We start from the raw sequence: 15,181 nt of genomic DNA on the forward strand, positions 1-15,181 counted from the left end.
GATCGTGATAGATTAGTTCCAGCACCTCGAAGCATGGGAGTGACATATGTGGCGGCATTCAGATAAAGCATGGACTCGCTAGTCACGGCCGCGGCGCGCGCGCTTGCCGCAGGGGACCCGCTCGGCGCACTGCAGCGCGTCGCCTTACGCGACGACCCGCCGGCACTCGCGCTGCGTGGTATCGCGATGGCCCAACTGGGTGATCTGACGCGAGCGAAGACGCTATTGCGCAGCGCGGAGCGCGCGTTCGGTGCGAGGGAGCCGGTTTCCCGCGCGCGATGTGTGATCGCCGAGGCTGAAATCGCGCTCGCTTCGCGCGACCTCAACTGGCCGGCCAAGGCGCTGGAGTCCGCGCAGGCCACGCTCGAAGCCCATGGCGACTACGTCAACGCCATGCATGCGCGCTATCTCGAAGTGCGGCGCCAGCTTCTGATCGGGCGTCTCGAGGAGACCGGGCGCATGCTCGCCGGTCTCGATACCGCGCGCTTGCCGCCTGCATTGCGAGCCGTTCACGAACTGGCCGTAGCCGGTATCGCCCTGCGTCGTCTGCAGACGGCGATTGCGCGTGCAGCGCTCGCCCGCGCCGGGCTGGCCGCGCATCAGGCGGGCATTGCGGCGCTGGTGGCGGAGGTCGAAAGCGCATCGCTTGCTTTGAGCACGCCTGCGGCGCGTCTGACTCTGCGTGGCGAGGCGCGGCTGGTGATGCTCGAAGAGGTGGAAGCGTTATTCGCGTCGCAGGTGCTGGTCGTCGATGCCTGCCGTCGCGTCGTGCGTGACGCGCATGGCGTGGTGTCGCTCGCGCGGCGCCCCGTACTGTTCGTGCTGGCGCGCACGCTGGCCGAGGCGTGGCCGGCAGACGTACCGCGCGACGTGCTGGTGGCGCGGGCGTTTCGCGCGAAGCGCGCCGATGAGTCGCATCGCGCGCGTCTGCGCGTCGAAGTCGGGCGGCTTCGTAACCTGCTCACGCCGATGGCCGGCGTGTCCGCGACGCGGCATGGCTTCGTGCTGGCGCCGCACAACGGCACGGAGGTGGCGCTGCTTGAGCGGCCCGTCGAGGAGGACCACGCGGGCGTATTGGCTCTGCTCGCCGACGGTGAGTCGTGGTCGAGTTCGGCGCTCGCGCTGGCTTTGGGCGCCAGCCAGCGCAGCGTGCAGCGCGCGCTCGATGGGCTCGCGCAGGCGGGCAAGGCGCAGTCGTTCGGACTCGGACGGGCGCGTCGCTGGACGGCTTCCTCTTTGACCGGGTTCGCGACGACCTTGTTACTCCCCGTTCCGTTGCCGGGTGAGTAGCATGCAGGCGTCGTTCGTCGCATACCGGTGCGCCTTAAGCGCGGCGTTTCGCACGATTCAATCTCAAGGAGGATGCATGAAGCGGTCTGCGGCTGAAATTGTCGGTGAATATGGACCCTTTCCGGGCGTCGACGCCGTGCATGGCGTCACCTATGATGGCCAGCGCGTATGGATTGCGACCGGCGGCAAGCTGAACGCCTTCGATCCCGCGAGCGGCGAAGTGCTCCAGTCGATCGAAGTGGCTGCCGATGCCGGCACGGCTTTCGACGGGCGGTATCTGTTTCAGATCGCCGACAAGCAGATCCAGAAGATCGATCCGCAAACCGGCCGCGTGCTGGCGACGATTCCCGCGCCCGGCGGTGGTTTCGATTCGGGGCTGACGTGGGCGGAAGGCTCGCTATGGGTCGGACAGTATCGTGAGCGCAAGATCCACCAGATCGATCCCGAAAGCGGCGCGATTCTGCGCACCATCGAGTCGAACCGCTTCGTCACGGGCGTCACCTGGGTCGAGGGAGAACTGTGGCACGGCACCTGGGAGAGCGAGCATAGCGAGTTGCGGCGCGTCGATCCTCAAAGCGGCGCCGTGCTGGAGAGTCTGGAGATGCCGCCGGGTGCATGTATCTCAGGACTCGAATCCGACGGCGCCGATCAGTTCTTCTGCGGTGGGGGAAATCGCGGCACGGTGAGGAGGGTGCGGCGGCCAAAACGCGCTGTGGCGGCGCGTAGTGACGGTGATTGCTCCGAAGACTTCAAAAGCGAATAGATCAGCAACACATCGTTTCTTAAAGCACAGGTATTCGAGTACCATACTGCCCATGCACATTGTCAGACGGGAATACAATCATGGCGGCAGAAATGGAGTTGGTGCGACCGGAGACGCTGCGTCATCAGGTGGAACACGTACTGCGGCAGGCGATCATGTCCGGGCGGTTTGCGCCGGGCGCGCGTCTGATCGAGCGGGAACTGTGTGAATCGCTGAGCGTCAGCCGGACCTCGGTGCGCGAAGCGCTGCGCCGCCTCGAAGCCGAAAAGCTGGTACGCATCGTGCCGCATAAAGGACCCACCGTCGCGGTAATCTCGAAGCAGGAAGCGGCCGAATTGTATGCGATCCGCGGCCTGCTCGAAGGTTATGCGGCGGCTGAATTTACCCGCCATGCCGACGATGCGTCGATCGCGCGTTTCGGCGAACGTGCCCAGGCGCTGAAGAGCGCGGCGTTATCCGGCAGTCAGGACGCGGTGCTCAAAGCCAAGACCGATCTCTATGACGTGCTGCTGGATAACTGCGGCAATGGGCTGATCAAGGAGATGCTCACGAGCCTCTACTCGCGCGTCAATCTGCTGCGTGCGACGTCGCTCATGCACCCTGAGCGTCTGCCCGCCAGCCTGAAGGAAATCGACAAGCTCTATAAGGCACTCAAGGCGCGTAACGCCGAGGCGGCGGAAGCAGCGGCACGTTTGCACGTCGCCAATGCGGAAAAAGCGGCCATGCGGATGCTCGACGCGGAGCGGGACGATTAAGGCGCGGCGCATAATGACAAGAAGCTGATAAGAAGCGCATAACAAGCAGGTAACAAGCGGGTAACAACGCAGACGGGAACCACATGGCATCACCTGAACCAGCCGGGTCCGGCACGGCTGTATCCAGCGCGGGCGTCCACGGCGCCTTGCCGGTCCACGCGCCCGGCCCACACAGTAACGCCAGCATCGCAGCACTCGACGCCGGAACGATTTCCGCGCGCCTCGACCGGTTGCCGGCGACGCGCGCCATCTGGAAGCTCGTCGTCCTGCTGAGCCTCGGCTTTTTCTTCGAACTCTACGACCTGCTCTACACCGGCTACGTCGCGCCCGGCCTCGTCAAAAGCGGCCTGCTGACGACTACCACCCACGGCCTGTTCGGCACGACCGGTGTGGCGAGCTTCATTGCCGCGCTGTTTTCGGGGCTGTTCATCGGCACCATCGCCTGCGGGTTTCTGGCCGACCGCTTCGGTCGCCGCGCGGTATTCACGTATTCGCTGCTGTGGTACACCGTCGCCAATGTCGTGATGGCGTTTCAGGAGAGCGCCACGGGCCTGAATTTTTGGCGCTTTTTGGCGGGCGTCGGGATCGGCGTCGAACTGGTGACGATCGGCACGTACATTTCGGAACTGGTGCCCAGGCAGATTCGCGGCCGGGCCTTCGCCTGCGAGCAGGCGGTCGGCTTCATGGCGGTGCCGGTGGTGGCGTTTCTTTCTTATCTGCTGGTGCCGCGCGCGCCGCTTGGTCTCGACGGCTGGCGCTGGGTGGTGCTGATCGGCGCGCATGGCGCGCTGTTCGTCTGGTGGATCCGCCGCGAGTTGCCGGAAAGCCCGCGCTGGCTGGCGCAGCAGGGCCGCGTCGCAGAAGCCGACCGCGTGATGAGCGCGCTCGAAGCGAAGGTGCGGCGCGAATTCGGCCGCGACCTGCCGCCGCCCGCGCCGCCGATGCCGGTGGCCGCGCGCGGCAGCTTCGGCGATATGTGGGTGCCGCCGTACCGCAACCGCACGTTGATGATGACCCTTTTCAACGTGTTCCAGACGGTAGGTTTTTACGGCTTCGCGAACTGGGTGCCGACGCTCCTGATCAAGCAGGGCATCACGATCACGACCAGCCTGATGTATTCGAGCGTCATCGCGTTGGCCGCGCCGCTTGGGCCGGTCATCGGCCTCTTTATCGGCGACCGCTTCGAACGCAAGACGGTAATCGTCGTGATGGCGGCGGCGAATATCGTCTGCGGGCTGTGGTTCAGCCAGGCGGCGGGTCCCGTATTGCTCGTGAGTCTCGGCGTGTGCCTCACGCTCGCCAGCAATATCATGTCGTACAGCTTTCACGCCTATCAGTCGGAACTGTTTCCGACCAGCATCCGCGCGCGGGCGGTGGGCTTCGTCTATTCGTGGAGCCGCTTCTCGGCGATTTTCACGGCCTTTCTGATTGCCTGGGTTCTGAACGGCTTCGGCACGGTGGGCGTGTTCGTGTTCATCTCCGGCGCGATGTTGATCGTAATGCTGGCGATTGGCTTGATGGGGCCGCGTACCAAAGGCCTGGAACTGGAGAAGATTTCCCGCTGAATCAACCGGCGCGGCGGCGCGATTGGGCGCGATGGGTTCCGCAAAACGCACGCCCTGGTTGCCGCCGGAAAGGTCACGAAAGATTGTGTAAGGACTTTGCGCCCAAGGGGGCTTATTCGCAGGTTCTAATGTCGCCGGCGTGAGGGAATATAGGCGCGAGCGTGGGTGTTTGCTGTTCTTGTACGCGCATCACTGTCTCTCTTAACGTTAACGGTCGCAGTAAAGGATTCTTTACCCATGTCGCCAACAATTTAACTGCTGGATGCCACCGATCCATCAGCGGCGCGTTCCGCAGCGCGCCACCTCCGACTGACAACGAAGAGGAATCGTTGAATACCTTGTTTGTAAGAACCATTTTGCTGACGATGTTCGTGCTGCTGCTGGTCCATGCCGGCGTCACGCTGCTGGATTTCGCGCCGGCGGCGGGCAGCGATGAAAGCGTGCTGCCGGCCGTCGCCGTCACGGGGCGGTCGTTAGCCGGCGAGGATCTGCAAAACGTGGCCGAGTTGCCGTCGACGATGCCGGTCGGACACGTCTCGCTGATTCCCGCCGCGATGAAGCCCGACCTCGCCGCGCGGCCGAAAATCGTCGATCTGCACCGCGCTGTTTACGAAGCGCCCGGGACAGGCGACGCAGGCGATGCCTCGTCTGGCGACGTGGCGGTTTCCTGGGCGGCGTCACGCGCGCCGGATAGCCTGCAAGACGATTCGAGCTGGTTCGACGAGCTTCAGGCATGGCCGCTCGATTCGCGTTTCGCCATGGCGGAATGGGCCTTGTCGGTCGTGATCCTCGCGCTGGCGTTTTTCAGCTTTTTGCGTCTGCAAAGACCGTTGCGCAGCGTGACACACGCGGCGCGCGAGGCCGCCTGCGGACGGCGGGTCGCCGTAAGCGTGCGCGAAGAAGGGCCGAGCGAATTGCGCCGGGTAGTGCAAGCCTTCAACGAGATGGCACGACGCCGTAACGACGCGCTCGAAGCGCAGGCGGCGGCGCTGGCGGGCCTCGCGCAGCATATGGAATATCAGGCGGCACGTTTGCGCAGCCGCGCGCTCGAGGTCAACGAGTGGCACAAGCGGGTGGCGTTCGTCGAGGACATCGATTCGTTTTCCGATATCGCGCAGCAACTGCTCGACGTCGCCGGACGCGGCAACGGCGCGGAGCAGCTCGTCTCCGTCGACGGCTTCCTGCGCGACCGCTTCTCGATGATCGGCACGATGGACGGCGCCCTGTTCGCCTGCGACCTGAAGGCGGGCCCGCAGTTCATGATGTCGCGCCCGCTGCTCGAACGCCTGATGTCGAACCTCGTCGACAACGCCCTCGAACATGGCGAGCCGCCCATCGAAATCAGGACCTCGCGCAATCAGGACGGCTGGCTTCTCAGCGTGCGCGACCATGGCGCCGGCATCAAATCAAGCGAAATGGCCAGCGCGACCCAGCCGTTCGTGCGCCTGAGCGCAACGCAAAGAAATACCCAGCACTGGGGTTTGGGGCTGTCGGTGGTGGCGCGCCTGGCACGCAGTTGCGGCGCGAGCCTCAAGCTCGGCAATCATCCTGACGGCGGGCTGTGGATCCGTCTTATCTTGCCGGCGCGCTGAAATTTTTCGCTCAAAGTCCGGCGGCGCCTGTCTTACGAAAAGCCTGTCAAGCTCGTCGCATAAGGACTCCAGCAATTGTTCAGAATCTGGGAACTGTGATTTCACCCTATCGAGATAGACTTTCGATAGGGCTCCCCTACACTTGACTCCAACGCAGCGCCGCACCCAGCCATCCGCGGCGCACCCAGTTATCGAATATCGTTGGAGTCACATCATGAAAACCAAACTGATCGCAGCTTTGCTCGTCGCAGTTTCCGCGGCCGTGGCGGCTCCCGCTTTTGCCAGCGGCTACGGCCCGGCACCGTTTTATCGTCCGTCGGTGGGCGCGCCGGTTTCGCAACGCGGCCAAAGCGCGCAAGTAGTGGCCGCCGAACGCGACAGCGCGAACAGCACCAGCAACGTTGCGGCTGACAACTCATACGGCGGTGTGGCCGATACCACGTCGCAATCGGGCAGCCGTCAAATTGCCACCGACACGCGCAGCGTTTACCGCGGTCATTGATTGATGTGTGCGGCGGGCGTCGAGCATGCTTTGAAGTCAAAGCACAGCGATAGGCCCGTCGCGCGCGTTAACGCCGGCATTTAATACGCGTTTCTAGTACCTGAAGTTAATACCGCGGGTTAATACCCGCTGTTAATACCCTTTACCACGCTAACGACACAACCACGCCGTTGGAAAATTGAGGTGATGTCATGGTTCAGATTCTTGAGGGCGTAGCCGTTCTCGGCGCTTTTACCCTCTATATGATTCCGTCGATCGAAGCAGATGCGCGTAATCGCGACGACGCATTTGAGATCACGGTATTTAATGTGCTGCTGGGCTGGACGGTGGTTGGCTGGATTGCAGCATTCGTGTGGGCTCGCCGTTCGACGACTGAAAAGCGCCTGACGCATCTGGTCAGAAGGACGCAGCGCGCTGTGGCGCGCGTCACGATCGACAAGCTGGTTGCGCACGCTGCCGTGCGCGGCGCCGCGCAACGGGGCATGGCCAGCAAGCTGCGGGTGCGCTCGCGCACGGTCGCAGCGCGCCAGTCTTAATCCGGGCTACGCGGGGTTTCGTCGGCGGCAGGCGGTCGGGCTGCGCCTTCGAGAAAGCGCCGCGTTGCTTCGAACGATTGCAGCATCTGATCGGGCCACGGCGTTTGCAGCATGACGGCCTGATGGTTCTCGAAGGCGCTCGACAGCAGCTTCGACAGATCGGGCGATTGAAGATGCCGAAGCAGCACGCTCACGGCGATGGCGGTCGCCTGGCTGGCGCCGGCGGTTTGCAGTTCGGACGTGGTGAGAGCGGCGAGTTGTTTGTTGATATCCATGGTGGTAAAGAAAAAAGTTGTGGCCCGTCGCAATGACAGCGGATTGCAGTTGGCTGTGATCAAGGACAAGCGGGCATGACGCAGCAGAAAGACCAACGGCCACCTCGAGTGGCCGTTGTCGTTTCCAGCGGAGTTTGCGTTTAGACACAGCGCCCGCTCGAAGCGGCGCGCCCGATAATGAAGCAACGGGCGCCGCGCATGGCTTGCCTGCTGGCCATAAAAAGTCATAGGAATCAGGCGCCAGACATTCGGGAAGAATCATACCGCGCGCATGGAACCCGGACAACTCGCGGGAGGCGGCCAGCAGCCGTGATGCAGGAACCGCTCATGACAGACGCAGCCCGATGCGCCATCGTGACGACGCGTGTCCGAGCCCGCCATAACGCGTTACGTCACGGCGACGGCCTTGGCGTTCAGAATGGCGGCGTCGATTTCATCGAGTTCCAGAAGCAGGTCGTCGATGGAGCAGAGTTGGGTTTTGGTGACGTGATGGGCGTCGAGCAGATCGTAGAGACGTTTGCGCCAGTATTCGGCAGGCAAAATGGGACCTCCGAAATCGCCACATAACGACGGCTTCATCACACGCATGATGTGTGCAATGTCCTGATCGATCAGCGTTTGCATGTCCCACTCCCCGTGGTGGCCGTGCGTGGATTGACACCATCTTTGTTTTGTCTAATTAATACTTTAGATCATATTGGACAGATGACAAGCTGTCTGATTTACGGGGGTAATTACACTGATACCGCTGTTGCGGGGCAATAGGCGTCCGCGAAGCCGGTTTTGCCCTATTAAGGAAAACCATGATGGCAACCTGCCACGGAAGGCCTAGACTGTAACCAAACGTAACCAAGTGTTGCTAATCATAAGTACGGGGATGTTCAACACGGGGCCGCGCCAGGACTGGGCGCACTGATGAGACAGCGGTGGAGTGAAGCCGCGCATATGCAAATGGCCGCAGAGCAATCTGCGGCCATTTTTTTTGGCGTTCTGGCGGTGCGGCATTTTAGGCCGCTGCGCGCTGCTACAGCGAGTTGCGCCGGAGCACCGCGATCCGAGCGTGTCTTAGTGGCAGCGCTTTTGCCAATGACCATGAACCTTGACCTTGTGGCACACCGGATGGTGATGGTCGTCGGCGTAAGCCGGGCTGATGACGCCAACAGTGACTGCGGCGAGCGTAAGGGCAAGCAAAATCTTCTTCATGGAGGTTTCCTCGGTCGAACTGACCTTGTGGGTGGACGGTCCGCTATATTAGCCCGAGCACGATGACAAGACTGTCAAGGAAATGCAAAATCTGACGGGATTTTGCCCATGTTGTTTAATGGAACGACGCGCCGGTTAGCGCGAGCCGCCACCATGGCCGCCGCCTCCGCTTCCACCCCATGTACCACCGCCGCCGCCGTGGCCGCCACCACCGCCGTGACCGCCATGCCAGCCGCCGCCGTGATAGTTGCCGCCGTGGTAGCCGTGCCAGTAGCCATACCCGCCGCGCCCGTAATAGCAGCAACCGCCGCCGCCGCCCCAGATGCTGACCGAGCCATAGGCCGGTGCGTAACCGTAGCCGTATCCATAACCGTAGTCGGGATAGTACGGTTGACCGCCGTAACCCGGATAGCCGTAGTCTGGATAACCATAGCCGTAACCAGGCGGAACCACACAACCGGCCAGAGTTGCCATTACCCCGAGCGCCACAATCAGGCGAAGCATGATGTTCTCCCTTGATAGTGATAAGAAAGAACTGGGTGCGCCAAGTTCCACCACAATTGTGTCCGCCGTTTACAGAAACAGTGAAGAGCCTTTACCTCTGACATGAAACCGGCGGGCATTGTCATGCTTCGAGCGCGAGCGTTGCAAACGTGGCCAGCCAATGTTCGCCCATGTAATCGCCGGCGACGTGCGCGAGCGCGCTGTCGAGATGCAGTTCGGCTGTCTCGTTGAGCAGCGCGTGGCGCGGGTCGTCGATGGGCAGCGCGCGGGCGAGCGAGCGCTGGCACCACGCGCGGCTTAGATTCAAGCCGTCGAGGTGAGCGATCTTGCCGTCGCTGCGATCGCTGACCGTCACCGGGGCGAACAGCGTGGCCGGCTGGCGCGCGGCGAGTTCGGGCAGAAATGCGCCGAACCATGCGACGAACTGCTCATGCGGCAACACCCGGCGCATCAGTTCGGCTTCCATTAGCGAAGGGGAGAGGAACTCATCGCCGGCCGGCTCCCACGCCTGACACGCCTTGTCGTTCAGATACCAGCGTTGCGCGGTTTCGACGATCAGTGCCGCCAACGATTCGCGCGCAGTCTGGCGCGCGAAATCAAGTGTCAGCGCGAGCGCGAACGCCATGTTGAAATGCGTGCCCACCCGCAACGGATAAGTGGCTTTCGGCAGAAACTCCTCGAAGCGGTCGACGAAAGCGTTAGTTAGCGGTACGAAGGTTTTATTCCAGCGTGCCGCTTGCGGAAGTTTTAGCGCGCTGAGCTGTGCCGAGAGCGCCAGCAGCCAGGCCCAGCCATAGGGACGCTCGAAGCCGCGATTGGCCGGCAAATCGAGATAGGCGCGCTCGCTGGCGACGTTGGCTTCGGTGAAGTGCTGGTCGACCACGGCGACGATGCGCGCGGCCTCAGGCAGATCGGGAAAACGCTCGAGCAGATGAAGCACCAGCCAGTAGCCGTGCACGCACGAATGCCAGTCGTAGCTGCCGTAAAAAATCGGATGCAGCGCGCGCGGGCTTTGCACGTCCTGCGGACCGGCGAGCGAGTGCGTCAGCTTGTTCGGATACTCGCGCGTCAGGTGATCCAAGGCCAGATTGGCGAATTTCGACGCGATTGCGGGAGTAAAGTGGGTGGTCATTGGGGGCCTCGTGTGGGGCGGGGTCAAAAGCGCATGCGGAGAATATATCAGCGGCCACGCCGATGGAACAGCGCTCGCCTGCTTAACGGGCGGTCGTTGATTTTTTCATCTTCGATAAGCGGAAGGTCACTCGAGTGGCAACCCGCACGCGCATGTTGCACATTTGCAAAGGCCCTCCGGTCATTTAACGACGGACAGTTAAATCTGTACCAAAGGCGTTCCCCTTAAGCCTTCGATTGCCGTAGCAATGTCCGCCGTCTTCCTTCAACCGGGCTCCAATGACGTAGTCACATCATCAACCTAGTTGTTGGACTGCGGCTGCTGATGTGGGTCGTTAGCGCCGTTGTTCTGCGCCTGGGCCTTGTCCTGCTTCGCTTTCTTCGAAGCCATATGATGGCCTACGGCACATCCTCCAGCCGCGCCCGCAACTGCATGGCCATTGCCTACAAAGTGCCCGCCGACCCCGCCAACCGCGGCGCCTTTCAGGCAACCTGCCGCGTAGCTTTGGCTCGTGACGCAAAACAGCGCAACTGCCGCGACACCAAAAATGGCTTTTGTTTTCATGCCTGCTCTCCTTGCGATTGCTCGTGTGATAAGGCCCGGAGCAGGACAGGTGGTTTGCGCAGCCTGCCGCGCCACCTGTTGCGAATCGCTCGCCCGCTGAAGTGCGACGCGCGCCTCGCTCCGGAACTATCCAGACGTGCCCGCAGGAATCGGACCCGGATCTAACCGATAGCCCGGGCCGGCCGGATTGCCCGGGGAGGAGAGGTTTTGTCGCTGATGAATTCAGACGATCAGGCGTCCCACTCCGGCGCGAACGGCGGCGTGACGAAGCGCTGGTTCTTCGGCAACGCGGCGATAGCTTGCCGGTCCTCGTCGTCGAGTTTGACCGTCAGCGCGTCGAGATTGGATTTCTGACTTTCGCGGCGTTGGGCCTTGGGAATGGCAGCGACCCCGTCCTGCTCCAGAAGCCAGGCAAGCGCAACCTGGGCAGCGCTCACGCCATGCCTTGCGCCGATTCCCTGAAGTACCGGATCATTTGCCGCCCGGCCCTGGGCAAGCGGCGCATAGGCGACGAGCGGAATGCCCTTTTCACGCAGGTAGCGCAGCATTTTCGACTGATCCAGGAACGCGTGATATTCAATCTGGTGGCAGGCGATGGGCGCGCCGATGTCCTCGACAGCGCTTCGCAGCATCGTCAGGTTGAAGTTGCACACACCGATGGCGCGCACGGTGCCGTTCTGCAGAAAGCTTTGCATGGTCTCCATGATCGCGCCGAGGTCCATGTCGCGCGACGGCCAATGCACCATATACAGGTCGACATAATCGACACCGAGTTTTCCGAGGCTCGTGTCCAGCGCGCGACGGATGGACTCCGGCTTGAGGTTCTCGTGCCACACCTTGGTTGTCAGATGCAATTGCTGGCGCGCGAGACCCGAGGCCGCAATGGCCGCGCCGACGGCTTCCTCGTTCTGATACATCTCGGCGGTATCGATGTGCCGGTATCCGAGTTCCAGTGCGCTTTCAACGACCGGCTGGCAATCGCCGCCCGGCATGCGGAACGTGCCGAATCCGAGGCGCGGCAATTCGATTCCCTGCGTGTTCAAAGTTTCCATCGATGCTCTCCCAAGCTGGTTTTGGTCCACGGCACAAGCCGCCGCAGAGTACGGGAGGACAATCTCTCACGTTCTGATTGTTGAATAAAGTACGTGCTGTTCACTTCACTCGTGACTAAACTATTTGAATGTAACGCGCTTTGGAGAGAGCATGACGTTTGATGGCCGGCTGTTTTCTGGCATTACCGTACTCGCCGCAGTCGCGGAGAGTGGCAGTTTCGTGCGCGCGGCCGACGCCCTCGGTCTGTCGCCGTCGGGGGTCAGCCGCGCTGTTTCGCGTCTGGAGAAACGGGTGGGGGTGCGGCTGCTTGACCGTACCACGCGCTCGCAAACGCTGACCGACGAAGGCCGGCGTCTATATGAGGTGGTGGGTCCGCATCTGACCGGCATCGAGGAAGCGGCTTCGGTGGCGTCGGGTTCAGCGAATGTCGTGCAGGGAAGGCTTCGCGTCAACGTCGACCCGTTCTTTTCGAGGACGGTGCTGGCGTCGAGATTGCCGGATTTTCTGGCGCATTATCCCGACCTCTCGCTCGAACTCATCATGCGCGACGACGTCGGCGATCTCGTCGCGGATGGATTCGACCTTGCTGTGCGCTTTGGGCCGCCGCCGACGGGAACGCTGGTGGCGCGCAAGCTGCTCGAGACGCGCATCATCACGGTTGCGTCGCCGCGATATGTAGCGGAGCACGGGACGCCTGCAAAACCTGAAGAGGTGCGAAAACATGGGCGAATCATGTTTTATAACCCGGTGACGGCCAAGCCCTTCGAGTGGGAATTCCATCGGGGCAAGAAGGTCACGGAGATACCGGCAGAAGGGCGGTTGCTCGTCTCGGACGTGGAAACCATGCTGGGCGCGTGTATCGCTGGCGCAGGCATCGCTCAGGTCATGGAGATCGGCGTCGAGCAGATGATGCGCGACGGCTTGCTGGTCGACCTCTTTCCGGATTGGTCGGACGAACGTTTTCCGCTGTATGCGCTTTTTCCCTCACGGCGCCATCGAGCCGCGAAAGTCGAGGCGTTCATTAATTTCTGCCTCGAGTCGTTATCCGAGGCTACGCCCGCTGCGCACCGTCCGATGAGCCTGCGAAAAGAGCGGCGGCAGCGCAAGAGCTAAGGCGCCGGACGCAGCGGATGTTTCAAACCTCACGTCTCGTTACACACAAACACACTGGTAATGTGCGCTCCAAATATAGTGCTCTCACTACTGACAAGTGAGGCACGTATGAAACGAATCTTTGCATTGACGCTGATGGCCGTATGTCTCGGAGCCGGGTTGAGCGGCTGCATCGTTGTACCCGGAGGTGGCGGCTACTATCACCATTACTGATCATGGACGGCGAGTCGTTCGACGGCTCGCAAACCTCGCCTGCGCGAAGCGGGCGAGGTTCGTTGCTTACGTCGGCCACCCATTTCAAGGCGTCGCAGTGCTGCGACAGGTTCGCTCGGGTCGAGACGCAAGGTGTAGTCCGGGTTCGATGTGGTGTTCTGCCCGATTCCAGCGCCCGGTCGTTTTTGCATTTCGCCCTGCGAAGAGGCCGTAAGCACTGCCACCGGCCACACCAGGCGCTTACGCCGCCAATCGGGCTTTGTGCACGCTAACCAACTCCGCTTCGTCCTTAAGCGCTTTCTGCGCTGATGGCCGTGCTTCGACTCGTGCCACGTAGGCCATCAGATTCTTAAGATGGTCAAGTTTCACGCCAGAGCGTTCGTGCCACATGGTTGCCCAAACATAAGCGTCCGCGACGGTGAACTGCTCGCCGGTCAGATACGGCCGTCCGTCGGCCAGACGAGCATCGAGCGCTGCGTAGGCCGTGAGTAACTTCCTGCTTGTGAACGCTATGCCTTCCTCGGTCATGAGTCTGCGCATCAACGGAATATGCTTCTGCGCTATCTCGGTTGCGATGAACGTCAACAGCTGGTCCATTCTGACCCGCTCCATCGTGCCACGCGGCGGAATCAGCCCAGATTCAGGATGCCGGTCAGCGAGAAACGAAGAAATCACGATGGTTTCAGTTATCCGTTCCTTATCGGCGTCGTCGAGTTCAAGGACCGGCACGTAAGCGAGCGGATTGACTTCAGCGAAGTCGGCGTTGTCGCTTGTGGTTTTGCCAAATACGTCGTAGTGAACGAGTTCGGGGGAGAGGCCTAATTCGTTTGCTACTGCCTGGACGGCCAGCGAGCATGTCGCTTGAGCGATGTAAAGTTTCATTTGACGTGCCTTTCAGATGAGTGGGTGACAGGTTTTCGGTGAGTCGCGGGAGACAGGTGAATTGCGCACCGTTGGGATGAAGTATCGCGAGATTCGCGCTTGCGATAAACACCCGTGCGGGAGTCACTCTGTGGATTTAAAGGCGACAATTGGAACGCCCGTCTAGCGGTAGTGCGGCAAGATTTTGCGTGGGTACTTTCTGAACTAATGCAGACAGTCTGATGCTTCCTCGAACACCTGATAAAGTGAACTGACTTCGTACTTTGCCGAATGGGTTAAAAGATGAACGAGCGCATCGATGCACCGATGGCCGAAATTGCAGTCTTTGTGGCGGTTGCCCAGACGGGCAGCTTCACTCGTGCTGCAGAGGACCTGGGGAGCAGCAAGTCCAACGTTGGAAAGGCGGTGCAACGCCTCGAGAACCGGCTCGGCACGAAGCTGTTTCAACGCACCACGCGCGCCGTGCGGCTCACCGAGGACGGGGAGACCTATCTCGCCGCGGCACAAGATGCGTTGGATGGATTACGGGAGGCCGAACAGCAGCTTGCCGCCCGGCGTTCGGAACCTGTCGGCCGGGTGAAGATAGATTTGCCGGCAGGCTTTGGGCGTCTGCTGCTGCCGAGCTTCATTCAATTACGCGAGAAGTATCCGAAGCTCACCCTAGAAATGGCGCTGACCGACCGGATGTCCGACCCGGTGGGCGAAGGCTGGGACGTGGTCGTGCGTATTGGAACCCTCCCGCAAGACAGCGAGCTGACAGTGCGCAAACTCTGCGACCTGCGGCTCGGCCTTTATGCGTCGCCGGATTATCTGGAGCGGCGCGGGAAAGTGATGTCGCTCGCTGCTTTGACCGATCACGACGCGATCGTATTTCGTGGCCCCAGCGGTCGATTGCGGGCGTGGACGGTGCAGGACGGCACCCATATTCGTGAAGTATCGCTTTCTCCCGTCCTCGTTCTTGCTGATGGCCAGGCGCTCGTCGAAGCCGCGGTTGCAGGTTTCGGGATCACCCAGATTCTTGACCGCGTCGCGCTGCCCTACGTCAGGTCGGGCAGGCTGATTCATCTGCTGCCGGAAGCAGACACCGACGGCCCGCCCGTACACGCAATCATTTCACTTGGCCAGAAAATGGCCGCCAAGACTCGCGCTGTGGTGAATCATCTGGCGGACACGCTGCAACAGACCGCCGAATAGACGCCGCTTATCGCGCGTGGATGCCAGGGCAATCCTCTCAGTCCA

17 protein-coding genes are annotated in these 15,181 nt (G+C 61.5%); 9 read left to right on the forward strand and 8 right to left on the reverse strand.

Features of this window, described 5'->3' with window-relative positions; translation table 11 throughout:
- Positions 1-69: 69 nt before the first annotated feature.
- From FQ755_RS06495 to FQ755_RS06525, 7 genes are all read left to right on the forward strand, one after another.
- Positions 70-1,290 carry a helix-turn-helix domain-containing protein gene (locus tag FQ755_RS06495; RefSeq protein WP_144152310.1) on the forward strand — a complete coding sequence of 407 codons (1,221 nt, stop codon included), beginning with the start codon at positions 70-72 and terminating at the stop codon, positions 1,288-1,290.
- A 76-nt stretch (positions 1,291-1,366) separates the two neighbouring features.
- The gene (locus FQ755_RS06500; RefSeq protein WP_144152312.1) at positions 1,367-2,053 is read left to right on the forward strand and encodes a glutamine cyclotransferase; all 687 of its coding nucleotides are present in this window, start codon (positions 1,367-1,369) and stop codon (positions 2,051-2,053) included.
- Between the two features lie 80 nt (positions 2,054-2,133).
- The gene (locus FQ755_RS06505; RefSeq protein WP_144152314.1) at positions 2,134-2,808 is read left to right on the forward strand and encodes a GntR family transcriptional regulator; all 675 of its coding nucleotides are present in this window, start codon (positions 2,134-2,136) and stop codon (positions 2,806-2,808) included.
- An 83-nt stretch (positions 2,809-2,891) separates the two neighbouring features.
- Entirely contained in the window at positions 2,892-4,373 is a 1,482-nt protein-coding gene (locus FQ755_RS06510) for an MFS transporter (RefSeq protein ID WP_144152316.1), read from the forward strand.
- A 329-nt stretch (positions 4,374-4,702) separates the two neighbouring features.
- Entirely contained in the window at positions 4,703-5,965 is a 1,263-nt protein-coding gene (locus tag FQ755_RS06515; RefSeq protein ID WP_144152318.1) for an ATP-binding protein, read from the forward strand.
- Positions 5,966-6,179: 214 nt separating this feature from the next.
- On the forward strand, positions 6,180-6,467 hold the full coding sequence (locus FQ755_RS06520) for a hypothetical protein (RefSeq protein ID WP_144152320.1): 288 nt from the start codon (positions 6,180-6,182) through the stop codon (positions 6,465-6,467).
- A 191-nt stretch (positions 6,468-6,658) separates the two neighbouring features.
- Positions 6,659-7,003, forward strand: a complete 345-nt coding sequence (locus tag FQ755_RS06525) for a superinfection immunity protein (RefSeq protein WP_144152322.1) — start codon at positions 6,659-6,661, stop codon at positions 7,001-7,003.
- Here FQ755_RS06525 and FQ755_RS06530 read toward each other — a convergent pair.
- The 7 genes from FQ755_RS06530 to FQ755_RS06555 form a co-directional block, all read right to left on the reverse strand.
- Positions 7,000-7,278 (reverse strand): hypothetical protein, encoded by a 279-nt coding sequence (locus tag FQ755_RS06530; protein WP_144152324.1) that lies wholly within the window; start codon positions 7,276-7,278, stop codon positions 7,000-7,002. The genes FQ755_RS06525 and FQ755_RS06530 overlap by 4 nt on opposite strands.
- 387 nt (positions 7,279-7,665) lie before the next feature.
- Entirely contained in the window at positions 7,666-7,902 is a 237-nt protein-coding gene (locus FQ755_RS06535) for a class I SAM-dependent methyltransferase (protein ID WP_144152326.1), read from the reverse strand.
- A 441-nt stretch (positions 7,903-8,343) separates the two neighbouring features.
- Entirely contained in the window at positions 8,344-8,481 is a 138-nt protein-coding gene (locus FQ755_RS37195) for a hypothetical protein (protein WP_186308434.1), read from the reverse strand.
- A gap of 135 nt (positions 8,482-8,616) precedes the next feature.
- Positions 8,617-8,985 carry a hypothetical protein gene (locus FQ755_RS06540; protein WP_144152328.1) on the reverse strand — a complete coding sequence of 123 codons (369 nt, stop codon included), beginning with the start codon at positions 8,983-8,985 and terminating at the stop codon, positions 8,617-8,619.
- A gap of 121 nt (positions 8,986-9,106) precedes the next feature.
- Positions 9,107-10,117 carry a DUF2891 domain-containing protein gene (locus FQ755_RS06545; protein WP_144152330.1) on the reverse strand — a complete coding sequence of 337 codons (1,011 nt, stop codon included), beginning with the start codon at positions 10,115-10,117 and terminating at the stop codon, positions 9,107-9,109.
- A 300-nt stretch (positions 10,118-10,417) separates the two neighbouring features.
- Positions 10,418-10,681 carry a hypothetical protein gene (locus FQ755_RS06550; protein WP_144152332.1) on the reverse strand — a complete coding sequence of 88 codons (264 nt, stop codon included), beginning with the start codon at positions 10,679-10,681 and terminating at the stop codon, positions 10,418-10,420.
- 230 nt (positions 10,682-10,911) lie between these two features.
- Positions 10,912-11,733, reverse strand: a complete 822-nt coding sequence (locus FQ755_RS06555; RefSeq protein WP_144152334.1) for an aldo/keto reductase — start codon at positions 11,731-11,733, stop codon at positions 10,912-10,914.
- 151 nt (positions 11,734-11,884) lie between these two features.
- Here FQ755_RS06555 and FQ755_RS06560 point away from each other — a divergent pair, with 151 nt between their 5' ends.
- The gene (locus FQ755_RS06560) at positions 11,885-12,847 is read left to right on the forward strand and encodes a LysR family transcriptional regulator (RefSeq protein WP_144152336.1); all 963 of its coding nucleotides are present in this window, start codon (positions 11,885-11,887) and stop codon (positions 12,845-12,847) included.
- A gap of 453 nt (positions 12,848-13,300) precedes the next feature.
- Here FQ755_RS06560 and FQ755_RS06565 read toward each other — a convergent pair whose 3' ends face one another.
- Positions 13,301-13,942, reverse strand: coding sequence for a glutathione S-transferase family protein (locus FQ755_RS06565; RefSeq protein WP_144152338.1), 642 nt, complete (start codon positions 13,940-13,942; stop codon positions 13,301-13,303).
- 282 nt (positions 13,943-14,224) lie between these two features.
- Between FQ755_RS06565 and FQ755_RS06570 the strand changes: the two genes are divergently transcribed.
- Positions 14,225-15,136: a LysR family transcriptional regulator gene (locus FQ755_RS06570; protein WP_144152340.1), complete on the forward strand. Its 912-nt coding sequence runs from the start codon at positions 14,225-14,227 to the stop codon at positions 15,134-15,136.
- The last annotated feature ends 45 nt before the right edge of the window (positions 15,137-15,181 follow it).

The organism is Paraburkholderia sp. BCC1885 (assembly GCF_900996235.1).
Classification (GTDB): Bacteria; Pseudomonadota; Gammaproteobacteria; order Burkholderiales; family Burkholderiaceae; genus Paraburkholderia.